The organism is Buchnera aphidicola (Chaetogeoica yunlongensis) (genome assembly GCA_039829965.1).
Lineage (GTDB): Bacteria > Pseudomonadota > Gammaproteobacteria > Enterobacterales > Enterobacteriaceae > Buchnera_B > Buchnera_B aphidicola_BA.
Window position 1 is genome coordinate 129,102 of sequence record CP139909.1, and the last position, 23,917, is coordinate 153,018.

Consider the following 23,917-nt stretch of genomic DNA (forward strand, 5'->3'; position numbering starts at 1 on the left):
TATAAAAGGTGGAAAAAAAACACAAATAACAAGACCTAATAAGCTTAATCATGAAATTCGTGCAGAACAAGTACGTCTTACTGATTCAAAGGGAAATCAAATTGGTATTGTTACTTTGGAGTATGCGTTAAATAAAGCTGAAGAGGAAGGCTTGGATTTAGTAGAAATTAGTCCAAATTCTATTCCTAAAGTATGTCGCATTATGAATTATGGAAAATTTTTGTATAAAAAAAGTAAATCTTTAAAAGAACAACGAAAAAAACAAAAAGTAAGGCATATAAAAGAAATTAAATTTAGACCTAGTACTGATGAAGGAGATTATCGTGTAAAACTTCGTAATTTAATTCGATTTTTAGAAGATGGAGATAAAGTAAAAGTTACTTTACGTTTTCGTGGACGTGAAATGGCGCATCAAAAAATAGGTTTTGATGTTTTAAATAGAATACAAAAGGATTTACATGAATTAGCTTCTGTAGAATATTTTCCTTCTAGGATTGAAGGTCGTCAAATGATTATGACTTTGGTATCTAAAAAAAAGTAAATTTTATATTTTAGTAAATTTTGATTTATTTTGGAATATTAATATGCCTAAAATCAAAACTTTAAGAAGTGCAGCCAAACGTTTTAAGAAAACTGCATTGAATAAATTCAAAAGAAAACAAGCTAATTTACGACATATTTTGACAAAAAAAAGTACTCATTATAAGCGACATTTGCGTTCTAAATTAATAGTTTCACACTCAGATGTTGAAAAGGTACGTTTGTTTTTACCTTATTTATAAACTTAATTATTTTTAGTTTATAGAACATAGAGAAATATTATGACTCATATTAAGAGAGGTGTAACTGCTAGAGCTCGTCATAAAAAAACTTTAAATCAGTCTAAAGGTTATTATGGTGCTAGATCTCGAACATATAGATCAGCATATCAAGCAGTAATAAAAGCAGGACAATATTCTTATAGAGATCGTCGTCAGCGTAAACGCTTTTTTAGAAAACTATGGATAGCTAGAATAAATGCTGCTGTTCGCGAAAATCAAATTTCTTATAGTAAATTTATGTATGGATTAAAAAAATCGTTCATAAACATTGATAGAAAGATGTTATCACACTTGGCAATTTCTGATAGTTTAACTTTTTCTTTATTAGTACGTAGTGCTAAAAATTCTTTAAAAATATAATTTTATTAATTTTGAGTTTAAAATTGATTATTTAACGAATAATTATCGAAATATATAAATTGCAATGTTGATTATAAAATGTATTTTTTTAAGATCTGAAATAAATGAATTTTAAGCCTCCTACTTGGAGGCTTTTTAGCATTTAAGATATTAGGTATAAATTTAATTATTAAAAAAAGTTTATAGGAGAATATACATGATGTGTGAGATAGACGAGTATATTAAATTTATTAAGACTAAAATACGTAATGTCACTACTATACAAGAGTTAAATTTATTACGTAATAAATATTTAAAAAAACCAAGTTATTTTTTTTCTAAAATATTGAAAATATCTTATGCTATTTATAATGGTGATAAGAGATATTGTAAAATGTTTAATAAATTTAAGTCAGAGTTAAATATTGAATTTGATTTATATAAAAAAAAAATAGAATCTATGATGTCTTGTAATTTTAAAAATTCTAATAATATAGATGTATCTTTAATATGTCGTAGAAATGATATTGGAACATTACATCCTTTAACATTAGTTATGAATAAAATAGAAAAATTTTTTATAAAATTAGGATTTTCAATTATAGAAGGACCTGAAATAGATGATGAATATCATAATTTTGATGCTTTAAATATTCCTAAACATCATCCGGCTAGAACAACTCATGATACTTTTTGGTTTGATTCAATTCGTTTACTTAGAACTCAAACTTCTAATATGCAAGTGAGAATCATGAAAAATGAGAAAATTCCTATTAGAATTATTACCCCTGGAAAAGTATATCGTAATGACCATGATATTACTCACACACCGATGTTTCATCAAATTGAAGGATTAGTAGTTGACTCTAGTATAAATTTTCTTAATTTAAAGTGGATTATTGAAGAATTTTTAAAATATTTTTTTGGAAATAAAATCAGAATTAGATTTAGAGCTTCATATTTTCCTTTTACTGTATTATCTACTGAAGTTGATATATTAGGAAATAATAAAAAATGGTTAGAAATTTTAGGTTGTGGTATGATTCATCCAAAAGTTTTATTTAATTCTAACATAAGTGTTAAAAAGTATTCTGGTTTTGCTTTTGGAATGGGTGTGGAAAGAATTGCAATGTTATATTATGGAATACCCGATATTCGGGTTTTTTTTGATAATAATTTAAAATTTCTTAAACAATTTAAATAAACGAGTATTTACAATGGAATTTAGTGAAAATTGGTTATCAGAATGGCTTGGGATGGCTATTGATGATAAATTCTATGATCAAATTACTGAATCTGGTATAGAAATAGAAAGGACTAAAAAAGTATCAAAAATTTTTGAAAAAATTGTTGTAGGAGAAGTAATAGAATGTGAATATATTAGTATTCCTCATAAAATAATTTTTTTAAGAATAAAGATTTCAAAGGATAAAGTTATTTTTGTTATATCTTCTAATAATATTAGTTTTTCATGTGGAATGAAATTAGCTATAGCAACAAAAGATTCTAAATTATTTGATAATAAATCTATTGATTTTTTAAAATTTTTAGATAAAACTTCAGAAGGTATGGTCTGTTCTTTTGAAGATTTAGGGATGTTAAATATAAAAAATAGTATTATTGAAATATCTTCTGAGATTTCTGTGGGTATTGATTTATGTGAGTTTTTATCATTTGAGAATGATAATATTATTAAAGTTAGCAGTACACCAAATCGCGCTGATGGAATAAGTATTTTAGGAATTGCTAGGGATATTTTAGCTTTAAATAATTTTAATTTACCTATATTGAAAAAATATCATATTAATGTAACTATTCCGGATAAATTTAGGATATTAATTAATATACCTGATATTTGCATTTATTTTTGTGGTCGAATTATAAAAAATGTAAATTTAAATAAACAAACTCCTATTTGGATATTAGAACGATTAAGACGTTCTTCTATTAATTCTAAAAATGTTGTTTTAGATATTGTAAATTATGTATTAATAGAGTTAGGTCAACCGATTTTTGCATTTAGTATTAATGATGTTTTAAATCCTTTATTAATTAGACAGGCTAAATTAGGTGAGAGTTTTTATGATGAAGATAGAAAAGAATTTTTTTTAGATGAACGTGCGATAGTAATATCTGATTACGAAAAAATATTAGTATTAGGTAATCATGTTCAGTCTTATCATTCGAAAATATCTTGTAAAGATAAAAATATATTTTTGGGATATTCTGTATTTAATTCTTCTTTATTATGTACTGATAAAAATTTATCTTTTGATTTTGGATATAGAAATCAGTTTACAGAATATTATGAAAGAGGAGTTGATCCGAGTATTCAATTAAAGACTTTGAACTATATAACACATTTGATTTTAAAAATATGTGGTGGTGATGCTGGAGATATTACTTCTACTGGATTATTGGAGAATAATTTTTATCGAATAAAGATTATTTTGTTTAAGAATACTTTGTTTAAATATCTTAAAGGAGCTATTTCTTCTAGCTTAGTAAAAAAATATTTATTACAATTAGGTTATATGGTAGAAAGTAAAAAAGAATGCTGGATAGTTTTTCCCCCTAGTTGGAAGTTTGATATAAAAGTTGAGGAAGATATAATTGGTGAATTGATTCGTATTTTTGGTTATTATCATCTTCCTGCTTTAGAATTATTAACCAGTCATAACAATGTAATTGATTTTAATAATACCATTTCATATGAATGTTTAAATAGAGTTAAATTATTTTTAACAGGTTTAGGGTATAATGAAGTTATTACTTATGGATTTGTAGATCCAAATATTCAAAGATTATTATTTTCTGAAAAGAAAATGTTGTTATTGTCTAATCCTATTTCAAAAAATATGTCATCTATGCGTTTATCGTTGTGGAATGGATTATTATCTAGTGTTTTGTATAATCAAAATCGTCAAGAAAAAATTATGCGTTTTTTTGAGAGTGGTTTATGTTTTGAAGAAAAGAGTGATGAATATTTAGGTGTAAGGCAAAGTTTATGTTTGTCTGGTGTAGTTAGTGGTTATAAAAATGATAAACATTGGAGGTATGATAATCAAGTTTTTGAATTTTATGATTTAAAAGAAGATTTAGAGTTAATAATTCAATTATTAGGTAGAGTAGAAGCTATAACATTTAAAAAAGAAGTTTGTTCAGGATTGTGTTCAGAACAAAGTGCTGCTATTTATTTAGAACAACAAAAAATTGGTGCGATTGGAGTCCTTGATCCTATTGTTTCAAAAAAATTAGATTTGAAATATACTACTATTTTATTTGAATTAAATTGGAATAGGATAAAAAATGTTCCAGAACATAGAATAGAGAATATTTCTGAATATCCAGTTAGTTCGAGAGATATTTCCATTATTGTAGATGAATCAATATCAGCGAGTGACATTTTAAAGATAAGTAGAAATGTTTCATTAAATGAAATTTTAGAAGTAAAAATATTTGATATATTTCGTGGAGAAAAAATAGGTTTAGGTAAAAAAAGTATAACTTTAAATTTTGTATTTGGAAATACTGAAAAAACTTTATCAGAAAATTTAATTTCTAATTTATTAAATGAATGTATTTCAGTTCTTAAATTGAATTTTAATGCAATATTGAGAGACAAAAAATATTATTTAACCAAAAAATAATATTTTAAGGGAAACTATTTTTATTTATATATTAGTTAAAAAATATTTTATTTTTAATAATTATTACATTTATTTACAAAATACATGTTTGATTTTTTTATAGAAAAAATTTATATTTGACATTATTAAATTTTTATTAAATTTTATATATTTTGATATATTTAATGTTTTAACATAAATAATTTTAATATTTTTAAATTCTAGGAGCAATAATGAATAATTTTATTTCTAAGGTATATGCTGGAAATAGCAGTGTTATTTCTAATAGTAATACACATTCTCTTATATTTATGTTAATAGTCTTTTTATTAATTTTTTATTTTATGATTTTTCGCCCTCAAAGAAAAAAAATGCAGGAACATCAAAAATTAATTAGTTCTCTTACTTATGGTGATGAAGTTCTTACTTCTAGTGGATTTATAGGAAAAGTAGTTAAAATTACTAAAACAGATTATATTATGTTGGAATTGAATAATAATGTTAGAGTATTTGTTAAATCTAATTTTATTACTTCTGTTTTTCCTAAGGGCACATTAAAGAGTATGGAATAAATTAAATTTTAATTTCTAGTGTTTATAAATAAATTTTTTACATGCATATGTTTAAGATATTTCATTTATTTATTCATTAATAAAATTTAACTATGTTGAATTTTTGGTTAATTTTATTTTTAGATTTTGAATTTCAATATAATTTAAATTTAGTATGAATTATAGTTAATTCTATGGATATTTGTGTGACGTTTAGTATTTTTAATTTATAGTTTAGTATTAGTGTTTATGTTATAAATTTTTAGATAATATGGTTAATATATAGAGATTGTTAGTATATTAAGATTAACTTTTCTATTTGTTTTTTATGAATAGTTTTTAAGGAATTCATTTAGATAGTTTTAAATTTAAGTCAGAAAAATTTGAGATGATAAGGAATAAATTTTTTATTTTTTTTAATAATGTTAGTCGATTAATTTTAATGTCAATATTTTCATGATTAATTTTAACGTTATTAAAAAAGTTGTTAATATGGACACATAATTTTTGTAGCTGAAATAGCATGAATATATATTTTTCTTTTGAATCTAAAAGATTATTTTTTTGAGTAAGAAATTTTAGTTTTTCTATTAATTGATTTTCTTCATATTGTTGTAATAACTCGGGTTTTATATCTTGAAATAATGTTGTATGAGTGTTTTTTAGTATATTATTAATACGTTTGTTAGTATGTATGATACTTATGATAGTATCTGGATGGTTTTTTAAGATATAAGACATTGCTTTTATTTTATAATTTATATAAATTAATTTTTCGGGATTATTCATCAGTATTGATTTAATAATAGAATGGTCATATGTTCTTTTTTCGTATATAGTAAATATTTTATTAAGTATGAATGGTATTATTTTTTGTATTAAGTTTTTTTTAATTAAGTCATTAGATAATATATTATATATTTCAAAAGATTGGTTTAATAATTTATATAAATTTATATTTAAATTTTTTTTTGTAATAATACGTAATATTCCAATAGCTAAACGTCTTAATGCAAATGGATCTTTCTCGCTGATTTTGTCATAGTCGTTATGATAAATATGAAATATTCCAACTAATGTGTCTATTTTGTCTGCCAATGCTAATGAGTATGAGACTGGGTGAGATGGTAAAATATCTTTTGAAAATCTAGGATTATATTGTTCTTTGATGGCTATTGAAATTTCTTTAGGTATAGAATGATATAATGCATAGTACATTCCTATTATTCCTGAATATTCTGGAAATTCAAATGCCATATTAGTTACTAAGTCACATTTAGATAACTTTGCTGCTTGAATGCAATATTCTAAATTAGCGTTTGTATATTTTGAAATCCAAGTAACTAGTTTTTTTATTCTATTGGTTTTTTCAAACATGTTTCCTAAATCATCGTAAAATATAACTTGTTTTAATAGTGGAATATAATCTATTAATTTTATTTGTGTATCTTTTTTAAAAAAATATTTTACATCGGAAAATTGAGTATTGATTATTTGTTCGTATCCTAAAATAATATTTTTAGGGGTATGAGTTTCGATATTAGAAACAATAATAAAGAAATTTAAGAGATTTTTTTTATTTTTATTATATATAGGAAAGCATTTTTGTTTTTTCTCTAAAATAGATGCTAATATTTCATTAGGAAGATTTAAGAATTTTATATTAAATGTTCCTACAAGTATTGTAGGCCATTCTACTAAGGATGTTATTTCTTCTAATAGTGTTTCGTTTATTTTTAAAATCCCATTGATTGATTTAGCAATTATAGTAGTTTCTTCTTTTATTTTATTTTTTCGAATATTATAGTCTGCAATAATTTTTCCTGATGTTAATAGTGTTAAAGAATATTCATTAGCATGACTTAATATAATTTTTTTTTCAGTCATAAAAGTATGTCCAGATAATAGCCTATTTGTTTTTAGACCTAATATTTTACTTTTTATGACTTTATCATTTAATAACATAATTATATTTCTAATCGGTCTAGAAAATTGAATATTTTTAGAATTCCATTTCATAGGATTAGAAATAGGAATATTTTTGATAGACAGTAAACATATTTCGTTAAGTATTTTTTCAATGTTTGCATGTTTTATTTCTTGAATATATGTAATCCATTCATGATTTTTTGATTTTATATTTTGAGTTTGATCTATAGTTATGTTAAGTTTTTTCATCCAATGATTTGTAATAGATGTTGATTGTCCAAATTTATCAAATGCATGTGTAATTAATGGTCCTTTATGTGTTATGTATATTTTTTTTTTAATATCTATATGTATATTTTTAAGAAGTATTGCAATTCTTCTAGGTGTAGCAAACCAATTTATTTTTTTATACAAAAGATTGTATATTTTTGTGTATTTAATTATTTGTTTTTTAAAAGATATAGCAGTGTTTTTTAAATCTTTTGGTGGTAATTCTTCTGTTTCAATTTCAATTAAAAAATTTTGTTTCATGTATTTTCCTGTTTTGTATATTAAGATGTCGGAGTAATAAATTTTATTTTATTTTTAATATAATAACTTGTTGCTATTTTTTTAGATAGATTTCTTATTTTTAAGATGTGTTTTTGTCTTTGTGTAGTGAAAAAATGTTTTTTTGCGTCTAGTAAATTAAAATAATGTATGGCATATAATAGATTTTCATATGCAGGTATTATTAAGTTATCGGTTAAATTTATAATTCTATTCGCTTCTTCTAAATATTTTTGAAATAATTCAAAATGTAAATTAGAATTAGAATATTCAAAGTTATATAGGGAATTTTCAATTTCATTATTTAGAAATAAATCACCGTACGTAATAATCATTGAATTTTCATTTTTAGTATTACTATTCCAAACAATGTCATAGATGTTTGTTTTATTTTGTATATACATAGTAAGTCTTTCTAGTCCATATGTAATTTCAGCAGTAATTGGATCACAATCTATTCCTCCAACTTGTTGAAAATAGGTGAATTGTGTAATTTCCATACCATTTAACCAAATTTCCCATCCTTTTCCCCATGCTCCTAATGTTGGATTTTCCCAATTATCTTCTATAAATCTTATATCGTTGTTTTTAAAATCTATATTAAGCATTTTTAACGAATTTAGATATAGTTCTTTAATATTTTTTGGAGCTGGTTTTATAATAACTTGGAATTGATAATAGTGTTGTAATCGATATGGATTTTTTCCGTATCGACCATCTGAAGGTCTTCTAGAGGATTGTACGTATGCTAATGAAATAGGTGTGGATCCAATTGTTCCAAAAAAAGTTTTTGGATGAAAGGTTCCAGCTCCTACAGATATATCTAATGCTTGAAGAATAACACAATTTTGTTGTTTCCAGTATTTTTTTAATACGCAGATGATTTCATAAAACGTTTTAAAACTTTTCATTTTTACCTATTTTAATTTTTGTAAGATAATGTATGATTGATTTTTAGCTATAAATTTTATATAGTAAACTAGTATATAATTTTAGTGATTACTTGCAATTTTAAGTTATTCATAAGTATTAATATGTTGTATTTTTTAGATATAGGTTACTTATATTTGTATAAATATAAATTATTTTAATATAATATATTATAAATATAATACATTTTTTTAGTTTTTTTTTAGGATTTGTAAATGTAAACTTTTATATTTCTATATAAAAATTTTTATATATAGGAAATACAATGAAATATATAGGTCCTCATCTTAGTATTGTAGGAGGATTAGATCAAGTTGTTTATAGAGCTAATAAATTAGGTGCAACAGCTTTTTCATTTTTTTTAGGAAGTCCTTTAAGATGGAAGTTAGTTAACTTTGATAATTTAGAAATTAAAAAGTTTGTATTTTTATGCACATATTTTCAATATTTTTCTAATCAGATTTTACCTCATAGTAGTTATTTAGTTAATTTAGGTCATCCATCTAATGATTATTTAAATAAATCTAGATTATTTTTTATAAATGAAATAGTTAATTGTAGAAAGCTAGGTTTATCTCTTTTGAATTTCCATCCAGGTAGTCATTTGAAACGAATAGATGAACAGTCTTGTTTAAAGAGAATTTCAGATTCAATTAATTTTGCTTTAGAAAATACAACTGGAATAAAACTAGTCATTGAAAATACAGCTGGACAGGGTTCAAATGTAGGATATTGCTTTGAGCATTTAGCAGATATCATTTATCGAATTGAAGATAAGACTCGAATAGGAGTTTGTTTAGATACTTGTCATTTATATTCAGCTGGATATGATCTCAATACTGAATCAGAATGTAGTAAAACATTTAAAAAATTTGATCAAATTGTTGGATTGAATTATTTATCTGGTATGCATATTAATGATTCTAAAACAAAAAAAAATAGTCGAGTTGATCGACATCATAATTTAGGATACGGATATATTGGAAAATTAGTATTTAGTTGGATTATTAAAAATATTAATTATAAAATTTTTCCAATGATTTTAGAAACAACAAATCATTCTTTATGGCAGGAAGAAATAGATTGGATAAAATCTTTATAACGTTTTTAATAATTTTAGAAAACATTAGTTTTTTAGTATTTTTTGTTAGAGTGATTTTATAAAGTTTTATATTTTTTAAATATTTAAAAGTGTTTTAATTTTATTTTATTTGTAGTAAATTGTTTAATAAAATTCTATTTTTGGTAATATTGAGTAAATTATGTTAACTATTTATGGAACTAAGCGTATAAAATTTGGTACTAATGCTAGTAGAAATTTGCGTTTAAGAGATAAGTTTCCTGCTATAGTATACTGTTCTTCTAAACCTAATTTAGCCATTGAATTAGAACAGTATGTTTTTTTAAATATGGAAATAAAGAAAATTGATCTTTATAAAACAAAAATTTTATTGGTTATTAATGATATTGAATGTATAGTTCAAATCAAAACTATTCAAAGGCATGTGTTTAAATCTAAGATTTTACATATTGATTTTTTAAGGATATCTTCTTGATAAATATAGCAGTTTATGTATAAAAATAATGTTAGTATATTTCTAATGTTTTAGAAAGATACAATAGATATATTTCGGCACGTAGCGCAGTATAGTAGCATACTGATATGGGGTGTCAGTAGCCAAGAAGTTCGAATTCTTTCGTGCCGAGAATAATTTATTTAACAGAATTACATAGTTTAGATAAAAATTATTTTTATTATTTATAAAATAAAAATTTATTTTTGTAATATAGATAATACAAATGTAATATATGGTGATTAATTTATGGCTATTTAATAAATATATCCCACAGTAGTTGTCTAATAAGAATGATTTTTGGATTATATTGAATATAAATCATAACTATGATTCCAATAGATAAAAACATTATTGGAAAAAATAAAAAATGTATATAAAATATACTTTTTTTCTTTAAATCAGATTTTTTTTCTATATATTTCCATAATAAAAATATTCCTAACCATATAAATAATATGGAAGAAAAAAATTGTAATTTTAAATATGTTTCTATATTGTAGTTAATAGTGGTGTTTATGGCTATTCCAGCAAATATTCCAGGTAAAAAATATATTGGTGGCCATAGTATGCATCCTATTATATTAGGAAGAATAAATTTTTTTAATGATATATTTAGCATTCCACAAACCATAGGGATTAATGGTCTTATTGGTCCTATAAATCTTCCTATAAATATTGTAGACATAGGGTATTTTTTTAATGTATTTTTAGTTCTATTTAAAACAATGTTATTTTTTTTTAATAAAGAAACTTTTTTTAAATATTTTTTAAATTTCCATCCTAAATAATAAGATATCCAATCTCCAAACATACAACCTATTATTCCTGATATCCATGCTGGATATAATTTCAGTGTTCCATTTCCTATAAATGTGCCTAAAATAGACATAAAAACTATTCCAGGTAAAATTAATCCTATTAATGCCAGTGATTCTAAAAAGCTTATTATTGTTATTATCAATAAAGCATGTGTCATAGATTTTTTTATTAAATAAACCAACCACGCTTCCATATTTTCTCATTTTATTTATAAAACATATTTTGTTTAAATTATTGTTTTGGAGTGTTTACATTTATTATGTATAATATATAAAATATTTAGTTTTATATCATGCTTTTTTATTTAGTAATTTTTAAAAAATTATTGATAATGAAGTATTATTGATTTTTTGTTAAGAATTATTTTTAAAAAACATTTGATATAATTATATTATGGATATGTAAATACATTTTTTTATTTTGATTTGAATAATATAAAATTTAATATAAAGAAAGTATTATGTGCAAATTTTATAAAAATTTGGTATAATAGATTTTTAGTATTATAATTTAGATGATAACTGTGTTTGCAATAAGAATTATATATTAATAAAAATAGGTTTAATTAGAATATTTTGAATTTTTTATTTTATATTTATGAATATAACTAGAATGCATAATTTTTTTTATAATAGTAAATTAGGTCAAAATTTTTTAATAGATTCTAAAATTATTGATAAAATAATTAGTAGTATTTGTCCTAAAAAATATGATTTTATGGTAGAAATTGGACCTGGATTGGGTGCATTAACTTATCCTATTTGTAACATATTAAAACAATTGGTTGTCATAGAATATGATAAAAAATTAGGTTCTAAGTTATTTAATAATCTTGATAACGTAAAAGTATTTATAAATGACGCATTAAAATTTGATTTTTTTAATTTGACTCGTTATTCTGACAAAAAAATTCGTATGATTGGAAATTTACCATATAATATTTCTGTTTCATTATTAATTTATTTATTTCAGTTTAGTGATAAGATTATAGATATTCATTTTATGTTTCAAAAAGAAGTAGCTGATAGATTATTAGCTATACCTGGCACTAAAAGTTATGGTTGTTTAAGTATTATTACTCAATATTATTTTACTGTACAATGGTTATTTAACATTTCTCCAGATTCTTTTTATCCAAAACCTAATGTTTTTTCTACACTAGTAAGGTTAATACCCTGTAGAATAAAAAAATTTTATGTTAAAGATATTAATATTTTAAGTTATATAACTAAATTAGCATTTAGTCAAAGAAGAAAAAAGATAAAAAATAGTTTATCTTCTTTGTTTGACATTGATGCATTACAAAAGTTTAGTATAAATCCTAATCTTAGAGCTGAAGATTTGTCATTAGAACAATATTGTTTATTGTCAAATATTATTAGAACTAAATAGTATAATATTTTATAATTTTATATTGTATAAATTATTTTAAAATATCATTTTTTAAAAATTATTAAAATTACAGGTTTATAGAATTATGAGTACATATTTAGTGGGTGATGTTCATGGTTGTTTTAATGAATTAATTAGTTTATTGGAAAAAGTATCTTTTAATGTTGGTAGCGATGTTTTATGGTTAACTGGAGATTTAATCAATAGAGGACCTTACTCTTTAGAGGTATTACGTTTAGTTATTTCTTTAGGTGATAGTGCAAAAGTTGTATTAGGTAATCATGATTTGAATTTAATTTTGTTATATAAAAATATTAAAAAAAATAAAAAACTTAATACTATAATGAAAAATTTATTAAAATCTGAAGATATTCATGATTTAATTTATTGGTTAAGACGACAACCATTGTTAATAGTTGATCAAGAAAAAAAAATAATTATGGTTCACGCAGGAATATATCCATTTTGGAGTATTAAAAAATCTATATATTATTCAAAAAAAATAGAGATGATTTTATTTAATAAAAATTATGACATATTTTTAAATACATTGTATAGTATTAATGACATTAAGAGAGATGATTTTTATAAATATAGTAATTTATCAAGAATTAAAGAATTAAAAGATTTAAGTTTTGCATTGAAGGTATTTACGCGAATGCGTTATTGTCGTCCTGATAAAAATTTAGATATGTTATGTAAAAAATCTCCATCTAAGGATACTTTGCCTTTATTACCTTGGTTTTCTATTAACAACGAATCTTTGAATGATTATTCAGTTTTTTTTGGGCATTGGGCTTCTTTAGAAGAAGATTTTTTGTCTAGCAATATTATTTCATTAGACACTGGATGTTGTTGGGGTGGTACATTGAGTATGTTTAGATTAGAAGATAAGACATGGTTTCGTGAAAAATATCAAGTTAATAGTTAAATATTTTTGATTTTTTTTAAAATTTCATATTTTACGATATACAGATTATTTTTTTGATCATATTCTTTAGTATTTTTTTTAAAAATTTTTTTCCATTCTTTTATATTATACTTAGGAAAGTGTTTATCACCTGAAAAATCTTTTTTTATTTTTGTAAGATATAGTTTATTTGAAAATGGAAGCATTTGTTTATATAGGTTACTTCCACCAATAATCATAATTTCTTTTTTATATTCAGCAGATTTAACAGCTGAGTCTATAGAATTTGTGAATAAAACATTTTTTTTAACAAAATTTTTTTTTCTGGTTAAAACTATGTTTTGGCGCATAGGCAAAGCAAAACCAATAGATTCCCAAGTTTTTCTTCCCATAATAATAGTTTTTCCTATTGTGTTTTTTTTAAACCAAAGTAAGTCTTGTTTTATGTACCATGGTATTTTGTTTTTTTTTCCGATAATAGAATTTTGTGACATAGCTACAATAATACTGATATTCATATTTTTAAGTAGATAAGCATCTAAGTCTTTTTTTTTCATATTGATTTGAAAAAATTTTTATAAATTAAGTTTATAAATTATTTTTTATTTTTTTTTGTGTTTTATGCATGTCTTGTAGAGATGTAATGTATTTTTTTGGATTGGTAGTTATAGCCATGATTGTTGCATGTGCTCCGTTTATGGTAGTGTCATAGTGAATGTGGTTTTGAATAGCGATATAATAGATAACTTTTGAATCATGAAGTGTCTGTTTAGAATTTGTAGTGTGAATAATATACACATATTCGTTATTTTTTAATCTATCTAGTACGTTTAATCTTCCTTCATGTACTTTATTTACTTTTCGAACAGATATTCCAGAGTTAATTAATTTTATAGCGGTTCCATTAGTTGCATCTAATTTGAATCCATTTTGTTTTAGTTTAATTGCTAATGGAATAATTTTATTTTTATCATTGTCTTTAACAGATATTAATACTCTTCCAGATCTTTTCATATCAATTTGTGCACCTAACATTGCTTTTGAAAATGCATCTTGAAAATTTTTTCCGATTCCCATTACTTCCCCGGTTGATTTCATTTCTGGACCTAAGGTAGGTACTACTCCATAAAATTTATTAAATGGTAATACAACTTCTTTAACTGAATAGAAAGATGGTGTGATTTCGTGTACATAATTTTGTTCGATTAAAGTTTTTCCTATCATTACTCTAGCAGCAATTTTTGCAAGAGGTAATCCAGTAGCTTTGGATACAAAAGGAATGGTTCTAGAAGCTCTAGGATTAACTTCAATAATATAGATTTCTTTATTTTTTATAGCAAATTGTACATTCATTAGCCCTTTTACAGATAGTGATATAGCTAGTTTTTTTACTTGAGATTTTATTTCTTTTTGTATAGATGGGCTTAAAGTATACACTGGAAGTGAACATGCAGAATCACCTGAGTGTATTCCTGCTGGTTCAATATGTTCCATTATACCTCCTATAAGTACGTTTTTCCCGTCGCAAATTGCATCAACATCGACTTCTGTAGCTTCTTCTAAATAATGATCGAGCAGAATAGAAGCTTGTTTAAATTTATTAAACGTATTTTGAAAGTAATTGGTTAAATCTCTATCATTATTTACTATTTCCATTGATTGTCCTCCTAAAACGTAAGAAGGTCTAATCATAATTGGATATTTTATATTTTTTGCTTGATTAAGTGCTTCGTATAAAGTATTGACTGTAGAATTTAAGGGTTGTTTGAGTTTAAGTTTAGATACAATTTTTTGAAAATATTTTCTATTTTCTGCTTGATCAATAGAATTTGGACTAGTTCCTATAATAGGTGCATTTTCTTTTTCTAGATCTTTAGCTAATTTTAGTGGTGTTTGTCCTCCATATTGTATAATTACTCCATATGGTTTTTCTATTTTAACAATTTCTAAAATTTTTTCTAAAGTCACTGGTTCGAAATATAATCTATCTGAAATATCGTAATCAGTAGATACAGTTTCTGGATTGCAGTTTATCATAATTGTTTCGAAACCGTCTTTTTTTAATATTTGGGTAGCATGTACGCAACAGTAGTCAAATTCAATCCCTTGCCCAATTCTATTTGGCCCGCCTCCTACAATAATAATTTTTTTATTGTTAGTAGGATTAGATTCACATTCATCTTCCCATGTTGAATACATATATGCTGTATTATTAGAAAATTCAGCTGCACAGGTGTCAATTCTTTTATATACAGGATATAGTTTTAGATTATGTCTTTTATTTCTAATTTGTTGTTCTGAAGAGTTTGTAAGTTTAGCAATTCTTAAATCTGAAAATCCTTTTTGTTTTAAAAATTTAAAGTAATTATAGTTCAATGAATTGATATTTATTTTTTTTATTTGTTCTTCTATATCGATTAGTTCTTTGATATGAAATAAAAACCATTTGTCTATTAATGTTAAATGAAATATTTCAGATATTGTCATTTTCATGCGGAATGCATCTGCAATATACCATAATCTTTCTGATCCCGCTTCTTTTAATTCACGTTTAATTTTAGCAATTTGTGTTTTTTTATTATAATTTTTTATTTTTGAATCAAACCCGTTCACTCCTATTTCTAAGCTTTGCATCGCTTTTTGTATGGATTCTTGAAATGTTCTTCCGATGGCCATTACTTCTCCTACAGATTTCATTTGTGTAGTTAATCTATCGTTACAACCTGGGAATTTTTCAAAATTAAATCTTGGTATTTTAGTAACAACATAATCTATTGATGGCTCAAAAGATGCAGTAGTATTTTCTCCAATCATATCATTTTTTATTTCATCTAATGTTAACCCGATAGCAAGTTGTGCAGAAATTTTAGCAATAGGAACACCAGTAGCTTTTGAAGCTAATGCTGACGATCTTGAAACTCTAGGATTCATTTCAATGACTATCATTTTGCCAGTTTTTGGATTTATTGCAAATTGTACATTAGCTCCACCTGTTTCTACTCCAATTTCTCTTAATATTGAAATAGATGCATTTCTCATAATTTGGTATTCTTTATCGGTTAAAGTTTGCGCAGGTGTAATAGTGATGGAATCACCAGTATGTATTCCCATAGGATCTATATTTTCGATAGAACATATAACAAGACAATTATCATGTTTATCTCTAACTACTTCCATTTCGTATTCTTTCCATCCGATTAGAGATTCATCAATTAATAACTCTTTTGTTGGAGATATTTTTAGTCCTGTTTTACATATTGTTGTGAATTCTTCATAATTATATGCTATTCCTCCTCCGCTGCCACCCATGGTAAACGAAGGGCGAATAATTGCAGGAAAGCCTATTTTATTAATTACTTTATACGCTGTTTTGATATTATTAACAATTTCACATTTAGCAGTCTTTAGTCCTATTTTTTTCATGCATTTTTCAAAAAGTTTTCTATCTTCTGCTTTTTTAATAGAGTTAATAGTAGCTCCTATGATTTCTACGTTGTAATTATATAGAATATTATGATGGTATAAATCTAGTGTACAGTTTAAAGCTGTTTGCCCACCCATGGTTGGTAATATAGCATTAGGTCTTTCTTTTTTAATTATTTTTGTTATTATTTCCCAATGAATAGGTTCAATGTATGTTACATCAGCTAGTTCTGGATCTGTCATAATTGTTGCTGGATTTGAATTTACTAGAATAATTTTATATCCTATTTTTTTTAAAGCATGGCATGCTTGCACTCCAGAATAGTCAAATTCGCATGCTTGTCCGATTATAATAGGACCAGATCCTAGAATTAAAATAGATTTAATATCAGTTCGTTTTGGCATTATTTTTCCTAAATAATTAATTTTTTATGACACATGTGTATTTTTCATAAGTGTTATGAATTGATCAAATAGTTTCATGGCATCGTGAGGTCCAGGACTAGCTTCTGGATGTCCTTGAAAACTAAAAGCATTTTTATCTGTTCTGCATAAACCTTGTATAGTTCCGTCGAATAAAGAAATATGAGTAATTTTCATATTTTTAGAGAGGCTTTTAGGATTTACTGTAAAATTATGATTTTGAGAAGTAATTATCACATTTTTTGATTGTATTTCTTGTACTGGATGATTTCCGCCGTGATGTCCAAATTTCATCTTAGTTATTTCGGCTCCACTTGCTAATGCTAATAGTTGATGTCCGAGACAAATTCCAAATATAGGAATATTTATTTTTAAAAACATATTAATAGTTTGTATAGCATATTTGCATGGTCTCGGATCTCCTGGTCCATTAGAGAGAAAAATTCCATCTGGAAGTAATTCTAATGCTTTCTCAGCAGGTGTATTTGCAGGTATGACTGTTAGATAACAATGTCTATCGGTTAACATTCTTAGTATATTTTGTTTTATTCCAAAATCATATACAATTACGTGCCATATTTTTTGTTTTGTTTTTGTGTGTTGAGTTCGATTAGAATAAATATTTATTGATTTTTTATTCCACGTATATATTTTTTTTGTGCTAATGTTTTTTACTAAATCTTGATTTTTAGTAGTAAATTTTAATTTTTCTATTTTATTCAATATATTTTTAATATCGCAAATTTTTTTTGTGATAATACATCCGTATTGTGAACCTGTAATTCTTAGTATTCGAGTTAGTTTCCGTGTATCTATATTAGATATTGCTATTATTTTTTGATCAAATAAGTATTTTGATAAACTAGTTTGGCTTCTATAATTGCTATAAATTTTGGAAAGTTCTTTGATAATTAATCCTTTTGCATGAATCATTGAAGATTCTTGATCGTATTTATTGATTCCTACATTTCCTATATGTGGACTTGTAAATGTAATGATTTGATTAGAATAAGATGGATCTGTTAGAATTTCTTGGTATCCTGTCATGGAGGTATTAAAAACAACTTCACCATATGTTTCTCCTTGAACTCCGATAGATTTTCCATAGAATACATTTCCATCTTTTAAAATAAGTGTTGCAGATTTTTCCAAAATATTTTCTCTCTTATTAGATTAGTATATTTAGATGGATAAATTGTTTTTATTGTTTTGGACAAATTTTTATTTTATTAATGTAATTATAAATTAAATAAATATTTGTTTATTTTAGTTAATTTTAAAAATAATTTTTGAATGATATTAAATTTTAAGCACGTCATTCATATTATATAATCCAGTAAGATTATTTTGTTTAAATAACCATAATGCAGCATGAATTGCTCCTTTAGCAAAAATAGATCTAGTTATTGCTTTATGTTTTATTTCAATATGTTCATCAGAATTAGCAAAAATAATTTTATGTTCCCCAATAATATTACCTGCGCGTATAGTAGAAAATCCGATTTCGTTTTTGGTTCTTGGGATATTTCTTGTTTTTCTTGCATAGACAGCTTTTTCTTCAAAATTCCAATTCATTGTTTTACATATTTTTTTTCCTATTGCTATAGCTGTTCCAGAGGGAGAATCTATTTTTTGATTATGGTGTGCTTCAATAATTTCAATATCAAAGTTTTCGCCTAGTATTTTGGTTGTTTTTTCTAATAAATTCATTATTAAATTAATACCAATGCTATAATTTGATGATTGAACGATTCCTATGCTTTTAGAAAAATTTTCAATTTTTTTTTGTTCTGATTTAGTAAAGCCTGTTGTTCCTATGATTATATTTTTGTTGCTTTTAGCGCAAATTTCTAAATTTTCTAATGTTGTTTTTGGATTTGTGAAGTCTATAAGTATATTAAATTGTTTTAAATGACGTTTTATAGAATCTGTAATTGGTATTCCTATTTTACCAATATTAGTAACTAGTCCTATATCTTGTTGAAGATAAGGTGATTTTTTTTTTACTATGGCTGTAGTTAAAGAAATGTTTTTTTTATTTTTTATTGTTTTAATTAGAATTTTACCCATTCTTCCTAAGGCTCCTGAAATAGCTATCTTTAATATTTGTTTTGTCATAATAATGTATTTCCTTTAGTGTTATTTGAATATAAGGGTTAGATATAAATTTTAATTTTAATTTATTATTTAGTTCATTTTATTAATTTAACTTAATGAATAATTTTATTAATTGTTGTGTTTTTTGTTTTTTAATGAATATTTATATTTTAATAAAAGTTGACGTTACGTAATATATATTGTTTTATGTAAGATTATTTATTAAATATTTTTAGTATTCATAAATTAAAAAATTTTTTAAAAAAACATTTGTTTTAATAGTAATGGTTTTATTTTTTAATATTGTCAGTAATGAGTGGTTATATTTTTTAAGTATATTGATTTTAAACTTTTATTGTTATACATGTTTACAGTAATATATTTTAAATTGTTACAAATATTAAATAATATAAAAATTTTATACCTTCTATTTTTAATATCAAAAAATATATGTATATTATTGACGATGAAGTTTTTAAATATTTTAGTAAAATTAATTTTTTATTAGTAAAAATAGAAAAGCACCTAAAAAAATGCTAATATCAGCTATATTAAATGTAGCAAAATGTTGATTTTGAATATGTAAATCTATAAAATCTATTACGTATCCAAAATAAAATCGATCTATAAGATTTCCTATTGCTCCGCTTACAATTAATGTATAGGGAATATTATAAGAAATATTTTTTTTTACTAGTGAATGCATTATTTTAAATAAAATTAGTATTGAAATAATACATATTGAACATAATAAATATTTTTGTCCTATGTTATTATTCGACAGTATATTAAATGCTATTCCGTAATTTCGAACATAAAATATATTTATAATTTTAGTTATGGGTATAGAATCATAGAGTGAAAGTGTTTTAGTAATCCAATTTTTGCTAATCCTGTCTAATGAAACTATGCTAAAAATTATAAAAAATAATAGTATTAAACGATAATGTATAAATGATATTTTCATTATAAAAATTTACGTATTTCACCTGGTCCAATTGTATTTAAAATGCAACGTGTACAAAGTTCAGAGTTTTGTGCTGTTTTTAGTGTAGATATTATATGCCAACATCTTGGACATTTGTTTCCGTGCATTTTTTTTATGTGTATGTTAAAATTTTTTAAAATATTATTTGATAAGGTATGATGTACAGATTTTTTAAATTTTTTTATTTTTACTTCAGAAACTATAAATAAAAATTTTAATTCGTTCTCAAGTAATTTTAAATTATATTCTGTTTGATTATCTACGTATAGTACAATAGATGCATCTAGAGAATTTCCTAGTATTTTGTTTTTTCTAGCTTCTTCTAGTGCTTTATTTACTTCATTTTTAATAGTTAATAGTTGATTCCAATAGTCATCATTCATTGTTTCTAAATTACTTATGTGAAATAGATCATTAGACCATTTTTCTAGAAATACAGAGTCGTTTTTATTTTTTGGTAGATGACTCCATATTTCATCAGCAGTGAATGATAAGATGGGAGCAATCCATTTTATAAAAGCATTTAAAATTAAATACATAGCGGTTTGACAACTTCTTCTAGATATACTATTAGATTTTGTAGTATATTGTCTATCTTTTATTATTTCTAAATAGAAAGATCCCATATTTATAGAGCAAAAGTTCATTATATATTTTACAATTTCGTGAAATTCGTATTTTTTATAGCAGCTAATTATTTTTTTTTGAATATATAATGTTTGACTTATGGCCCATTTATCTATTTTGATCATTTTATGTGATGGAATACAGTTTTTTTTTGGATTGAATTCGTGTAAATTAGCTAAAAGAAATCTAGCAGTATTTCTAATTCTTCGATAGTAATCAGAGATGTGTGCTAATGTATTTTTAGAAATTGACATTTCTTTAGAGTAATTTGTTGAAGCTGTCCATAACCTTAATATGTCAGCGCCTAATGTATTTACGATATCTGTAGGATTGATTGTGTTTCCAATAGATTTTGACATTTTTTTTCTGTACTCATCTACTACAAATCCGTGGGTAATTACGGTTTTATAAGGTGTTTGATTGTTTGTTGCCGTAGAAATAATTAGAGATGACATAAACCAACCTCTATGCTGATCCAATCCTTCTATACAAATATCAGATATATCGTTTTTTTGTTTTATTTTATTGTATATATTTGATATTTTTATAGACCCAGATTCAAACCAAACATCAATTACATCTTCTATTTTTTTGTATTCAGAATGATTTTTTCCTAATAATGATTTTTTATCAATGTCAAACCATGATTGAATTCCATGGTTTTCTATATTTTGAATAATTTTTTTAGAAAATTTTGAAGTATTTGGATGAAATTTTCCTGTTTTTTTATGAATAAAAAGTGGAATAGGTACTCCCCATATTCTTTGTCTTGAAATGCACCAATCAGGTCTACATGTGATCATATCTATCATTTTTTTTTTGCTCCATTTAGGGATCCATGCTACTGTTTGGATATATTCTATACAACGTTGTCTTAAATTTTTATGATTAATGTTAATAAATAATTGTTGAGTTGCACGGGAAATTATAGGAGTTTTATGTCTCCAACAGTAAGGATAATTATGGATAAATTTTTCATTATTTAGTAGTGAATTATTATTTTTTAACAATTCTAAAATTATTGGAATGGAATTGAATATATTTATTCCATTTAATTTAGGGTGAATGTGTTTTTTAAAATTACCTTTTCCATCAATTGTTTTTTCGAAGTTAATATTGTTTTTTTTACAAATATAATAATCATCATGACCAAATTCAGGAGCGGTATGAACTGCTCCTGTTCCTAAATTTTGAGTTACATGTTCACCTAGTATAGTTGGAATATGGATATTTAAAAATGGATGTAAAAATTTTGTATTAAGAAGTTTTTCTCCTGAAATTGTATATAATATTTTCCATTGTTTAATTCCTATTTTTTTAATGGTATTATGTACAAGATTTTGTGATATTATTAATATACAATTTTCTATATCAATTAATTGATACTGTAAATTAGGATGAATTGCAATAGCTTTACATGCAGGTATAGTCCATGGTGTGGTAGTCCAGATAGTTAAATATATTTCTTTATTTAAAGAATTTATGTTAAATGATTTTAGTATAATGTTTTTATTGATGAGTTTTAGTTTTATTATTATTGAAATAGATGATTTTTTTTGATATTCCACTTCGGCTTCTGCTAGTGATGATTGACAGTTAATGCACCAATGAACAGGTTTAAAATCTTTGTATATATATCCTAGTTCTACCATTTTTATTAACGATTTAACAATGTTAGCTTCATTTTTTTGGTTCATGGTTAAATATGAATTTTCCCAATCTCCGAATATTCCTAGTCGTATAAAGTCTGATTTTTGAAGATTGACTTGTTTTAGGGCATATTTTCTGCATTCATCTCTAAAATTTTTTTTTGTAAATTCTTGATTAACATATTTATTTTTTTTTTCTATTTGATGTTCAATAGGTAGTCCATGGCAATCCCAAGACGGTGTATAATATATATTATATCCTGATAGAGATTTATATTTAATAATAATATCTTTTAGAATTTTATTAACTGCATGTCCAATATGAATATTTCCATTTGCGTATGGAGGTCCATCATTTAAAAAAAAATTTTTTTTATGCGCTTTATTTTGATTTATTAAAAAATAAATTTTATTTTCATTCCATTTTTTTAAAATAGATAGTTCTTTTTTTGGTAAATTGGCTTTCATAGAAAATTTTGTTTTTGGTAGATTTAATGTTTCTTTATAGTTTGTCATTTTATTTATCGCTTAAATGTAGATTTTAATATTTAATGAATTTTAGTATATCTAATGTTTTAAGTACTTTGAAGTGAATATTAAAAGGTTTTTTATTTTTTTAAATTTAAAAATATTTTTCAATTTTAGTGAGTTAATATTTAAATTTAATAAAAATAGCAAAAATTATTCTATTATTATTTTTATTTTTAAAAGAAATTTTTTATTTTTAGGATTAATTTTTTAGAATTGTGTATTGTATTTTTAACAATTTTTAATAGATTTATAATTTAGCATTCATTTGATTAAGATAATAAAACTTATGTAATTAGTATTTTTTAATTGAACATAATAATGTATATTTTTAAAATTAATTTAATATGGCTAGTTTTTTTGAAATTAGTGTGTATTTTTTAATTTTTAAATTATAAAAATATTTTTTAAAATGAATATTTTTTTTATTTTGAACGGAAATTTATTATGGCAAATATAAAATCATCTAAAAAAGATGCATTGAGATCAAAAAGTAAGAGATGTTTTAACGCAAGTAGAAAATCTATGATTAGAACGTTTATAAAACGAGTTAAAATAGCAATATCATCTGGTGATAAATCTAAATCTGAATTAGAATTTAGCAAAATGCAACCTATTTTGGATAGATATGCTACCAAGGGTTTAATTCATAAAAATAAAGCAGCTAGACATAAATCTATTTTAAAACGTAAAATTAATAATTTAAATTGATATAAGAGCATATTTATTATATTTT

20 protein-coding genes are annotated in these 23,917 nt (G+C 23.7%); 11 read left to right on the forward strand and 9 right to left on the reverse strand.

Annotated elements, in window-relative coordinates; all coding sequences use genetic code 11:
• Window position 1: 1 nt before the first annotated feature.
• The 6 genes from infC to yajC all read left to right on the forward strand — a co-directional run bounded on the left by infC (window position 2) and on the right by yajC (window position 5,361).
• Entirely contained in the window at window positions 2–541 is a 540-nt protein-coding gene (gene infC, locus UAR70_00605) for a translation initiation factor IF-3 (GenBank protein XBC39978.1), read from the forward strand.
• A gap of 43 nt (window positions 542–584) precedes the next feature.
• Window positions 585–782, forward strand: a complete 198-nt coding sequence (gene rpmI / locus UAR70_00610) for a 50S ribosomal protein L35 (GenBank protein XBC39849.1) — start codon at window positions 585–587, stop codon at window positions 780–782.
• A gap of 39 nt (window positions 783–821) precedes the next feature.
• Window positions 822–1,181 (forward strand): 50S ribosomal protein L20, encoded by a 360-nt coding sequence (gene rplT, locus UAR70_00615; GenBank protein XBC39850.1) that lies wholly within the window; start codon window positions 822–824, stop codon window positions 1,179–1,181.
• Between the two features lie 199 nt (window positions 1,182–1,380).
• Window positions 1,381–2,364: a phenylalanine--tRNA ligase subunit alpha gene (gene pheS, locus UAR70_00620; GenBank protein ID XBC39979.1), complete on the forward strand. Its 984-nt coding sequence runs from the start codon at window positions 1,381–1,383 to the stop codon at window positions 2,362–2,364.
• Window positions 2,365–2,377: 13 nt separating this feature from the next.
• Complete coding sequence (gene pheT / locus UAR70_00625; GenBank protein ID XBC39851.1) at window positions 2,378–4,810, forward strand: phenylalanine--tRNA ligase subunit beta; 2,433 nt, start codon at window positions 2,378–2,380, stop codon at window positions 4,808–4,810.
• 212 nt (window positions 4,811–5,022) lie between these two features.
• Window positions 5,023–5,361: a preprotein translocase subunit YajC gene (gene yajC, locus UAR70_00630; GenBank protein XBC39852.1), complete on the forward strand. Its 339-nt coding sequence runs from the start codon at window positions 5,023–5,025 to the stop codon at window positions 5,359–5,361.
• 327 nt (window positions 5,362–5,688) lie between these two features.
• On the opposite strand, the gene glyS is transcribed toward yajC, so the two are convergent.
• Both glyS and glyQ read right to left on the reverse strand, forming a co-directional pair.
• Entirely contained in the window at window positions 5,689–7,800 is a 2,112-nt protein-coding gene (gene glyS, locus UAR70_00635) for a glycine--tRNA ligase subunit beta (protein ID XBC39853.1), read from the reverse strand.
• A 20-nt stretch (window positions 7,801–7,820) separates the two neighbouring features.
• Window positions 7,821–8,729, reverse strand: a complete 909-nt coding sequence (glyQ, locus tag UAR70_00640) for a glycine--tRNA ligase subunit alpha (GenBank protein ID XBC39854.1) — start codon at window positions 8,727–8,729, stop codon at window positions 7,821–7,823.
• 284 nt (window positions 8,730–9,013) lie between these two features.
• Between glyQ and nfo the strand changes: the two genes are divergently transcribed.
• Window positions 9,014–9,850 carry a deoxyribonuclease IV gene (gene nfo, locus UAR70_00645; GenBank protein XBC39855.1) on the forward strand — a complete coding sequence of 279 codons (837 nt, stop codon included), beginning with the start codon at window positions 9,014–9,016 and terminating at the stop codon, window positions 9,848–9,850.
• A 160-nt stretch (window positions 9,851–10,010) separates the two neighbouring features.
• Window positions 10,011–10,304, forward strand: coding sequence for a 50S ribosomal protein L25 (gene rplY, locus UAR70_00650; protein XBC39856.1), 294 nt, complete (start codon window positions 10,011–10,013; stop codon window positions 10,302–10,304).
• A gap of 271 nt (window positions 10,305–10,575) precedes the next feature.
• Here the strand turns inward: rplY and UAR70_00655 are convergent, their stop codons facing one another.
• Window positions 10,576–11,337, reverse strand: coding sequence for a DedA family protein (locus UAR70_00655; GenBank protein ID XBC39857.1), 762 nt, complete (start codon window positions 11,335–11,337; stop codon window positions 10,576–10,578).
• A gap of 419 nt (window positions 11,338–11,756) precedes the next feature.
• Between UAR70_00655 and rsmA the strand changes: the two genes are divergently transcribed.
• Together rsmA and UAR70_00665 are read left to right on the forward strand one after the other, a co-directional pair.
• Complete coding sequence (gene rsmA / locus UAR70_00660) at window positions 11,757–12,536, forward strand: 16S rRNA (adenine(1518)-N(6)/adenine(1519)-N(6))-dimethyltransferase RsmA (protein ID XBC39858.1); 780 nt, start codon at window positions 11,757–11,759, stop codon at window positions 12,534–12,536.
• 85 nt (window positions 12,537–12,621) lie between these two features.
• Entirely contained in the window at window positions 12,622–13,467 is an 846-nt protein-coding gene (locus tag UAR70_00665; protein XBC39859.1) for a symmetrical bis(5'-nucleosyl)-tetraphosphatase, read from the forward strand.
• Here the strand turns inward: UAR70_00665 and UAR70_00670 are convergent.
• From UAR70_00670 to ileS, 6 genes are all read right to left on the reverse strand, one after another.
• The gene (locus tag UAR70_00670; protein XBC39860.1) at window positions 13,464–14,003 is read right to left on the reverse strand and encodes a dihydrofolate reductase; all 540 of its coding nucleotides are present in this window, start codon (window positions 14,001–14,003) and stop codon (window positions 13,464–13,466) included. The genes UAR70_00665 and UAR70_00670 overlap by 4 nt on opposite strands.
• A gap of 31 nt (window positions 14,004–14,034) precedes the next feature.
• Complete coding sequence (carB, locus tag UAR70_00675; protein ID XBC39861.1) at window positions 14,035–17,274, reverse strand: carbamoyl-phosphate synthase large subunit; 3,240 nt, start codon at window positions 17,272–17,274, stop codon at window positions 14,035–14,037.
• Window positions 17,275–17,298: 24 nt separating this feature from the next.
• Complete coding sequence (carA, locus tag UAR70_00680; GenBank protein XBC39862.1) at window positions 17,299–18,444, reverse strand: glutamine-hydrolyzing carbamoyl-phosphate synthase small subunit; 1,146 nt, start codon at window positions 18,442–18,444, stop codon at window positions 17,299–17,301.
• Window positions 18,445–18,591: 147 nt separating this feature from the next.
• Window positions 18,592–19,410, reverse strand: a complete 819-nt coding sequence (gene dapB, locus UAR70_00685; GenBank protein ID XBC39863.1) for a 4-hydroxy-tetrahydrodipicolinate reductase — start codon at window positions 19,408–19,410, stop codon at window positions 18,592–18,594.
• A gap of 472 nt (window positions 19,411–19,882) precedes the next feature.
• On the reverse strand, window positions 19,883–20,356 hold the full coding sequence (gene lspA, locus UAR70_00690) for a signal peptidase II (GenBank protein XBC39864.1): 474 nt from the start codon (window positions 20,354–20,356) through the stop codon (window positions 19,883–19,885).
• The gene (gene ileS, locus UAR70_00695) at window positions 20,356–23,169 is read right to left on the reverse strand and encodes an isoleucine--tRNA ligase (protein XBC39865.1); all 2,814 of its coding nucleotides are present in this window, start codon (window positions 23,167–23,169) and stop codon (window positions 20,356–20,358) included. Before ileS ends, lspA begins: the two co-directional genes overlap by 1 nt.
• A 459-nt stretch (window positions 23,170–23,628) precedes the next feature.
• Here ileS and rpsT point away from each other — a divergent pair, with 459 nt between their 5' ends.
• On the forward strand, window positions 23,629–23,892 hold the full coding sequence (rpsT, locus tag UAR70_00700) for a 30S ribosomal protein S20 (GenBank protein XBC39866.1): 264 nt from the start codon (window positions 23,629–23,631) through the stop codon (window positions 23,890–23,892).
• The last annotated feature ends 25 nt before the right edge of the window (window positions 23,893–23,917 follow it).

Bases quoted from the DNA above. Each gene is read 5' to 3' on its own strand.
- rpsT (XBC39866.1), top strand. From the start codon at position 23,629: ATGGCAAATATAAAATCATCTAAAAAAGATGCATTGAGATCAAAAAGT.
- glyQ (XBC39854.1), bottom strand. From the start codon at position 8,729: ATGAAAAGTTTTAAAACGTTTTATGAAATCATCTGCGTATTAAAAAAA.
- UAR70_00670 (XBC39860.1), bottom strand. From the start codon at position 14,003: ATGAAAAAAAAAGACTTAGATGCTTATCTACTTAAAAATATGAATATC.
- glyS (XBC39853.1), bottom strand. From the start codon at position 7,800: ATGAAACAAAATTTTTTAATTGAAATTGAAACAGAAGAATTACCACCA.
- pheS (XBC39979.1), top strand. From the start codon at position 1,381: ATGTGTGAGATAGACGAGTATATTAAATTTATTAAGACTAAAATACGT.
- carB (XBC39861.1), bottom strand. From the start codon at position 17,274: ATGCCAAAACGAACTGATATTAAATCTATTTTAATTCTAGGATCTGGT.
- dapB (XBC39863.1), bottom strand. From the start codon at position 19,410: ATGACAAAACAAATATTAAAGATAGCTATTTCAGGAGCCTTAGGAAGA.
- pheT (XBC39851.1), top strand. From the start codon at position 2,378: ATGGAATTTAGTGAAAATTGGTTATCAGAATGGCTTGGGATGGCTATT.
- yajC (XBC39852.1), top strand. From the start codon at position 5,023: ATGAATAATTTTATTTCTAAGGTATATGCTGGAAATAGCAGTGTTATT.
- rplY (XBC39856.1), top strand. From the start codon at position 10,011: ATGTTAACTATTTATGGAACTAAGCGTATAAAATTTGGTACTAATGCT.
- rsmA (XBC39858.1), top strand. From the start codon at position 11,757: ATGCATAATTTTTTTTATAATAGTAAATTAGGTCAAAATTTTTTAATA.
- nfo (XBC39855.1), top strand. From the start codon at position 9,014: ATGAAATATATAGGTCCTCATCTTAGTATTGTAGGAGGATTAGATCAA.
- ileS (XBC39865.1), bottom strand. From the start codon at position 23,169: ATGACAAACTATAAAGAAACATTAAATCTACCAAAAACAAAATTTTCT.
- rplT (XBC39850.1), top strand. From the start codon at position 822: ATGACTCATATTAAGAGAGGTGTAACTGCTAGAGCTCGTCATAAAAAA.
- UAR70_00655 (XBC39857.1), bottom strand. From the start codon at position 11,337: ATGGAAGCGTGGTTGGTTTATTTAATAAAAAAATCTATGACACATGCT.
- UAR70_00665 (XBC39859.1), top strand. From the start codon at position 12,622: ATGAGTACATATTTAGTGGGTGATGTTCATGGTTGTTTTAATGAATTA.
- lspA (XBC39864.1), bottom strand. From the start codon at position 20,356: ATGAAAATATCATTTATACATTATCGTTTAATACTATTATTTTTTATA.
- rpmI (XBC39849.1), top strand. From the start codon at position 585: ATGCCTAAAATCAAAACTTTAAGAAGTGCAGCCAAACGTTTTAAGAAA.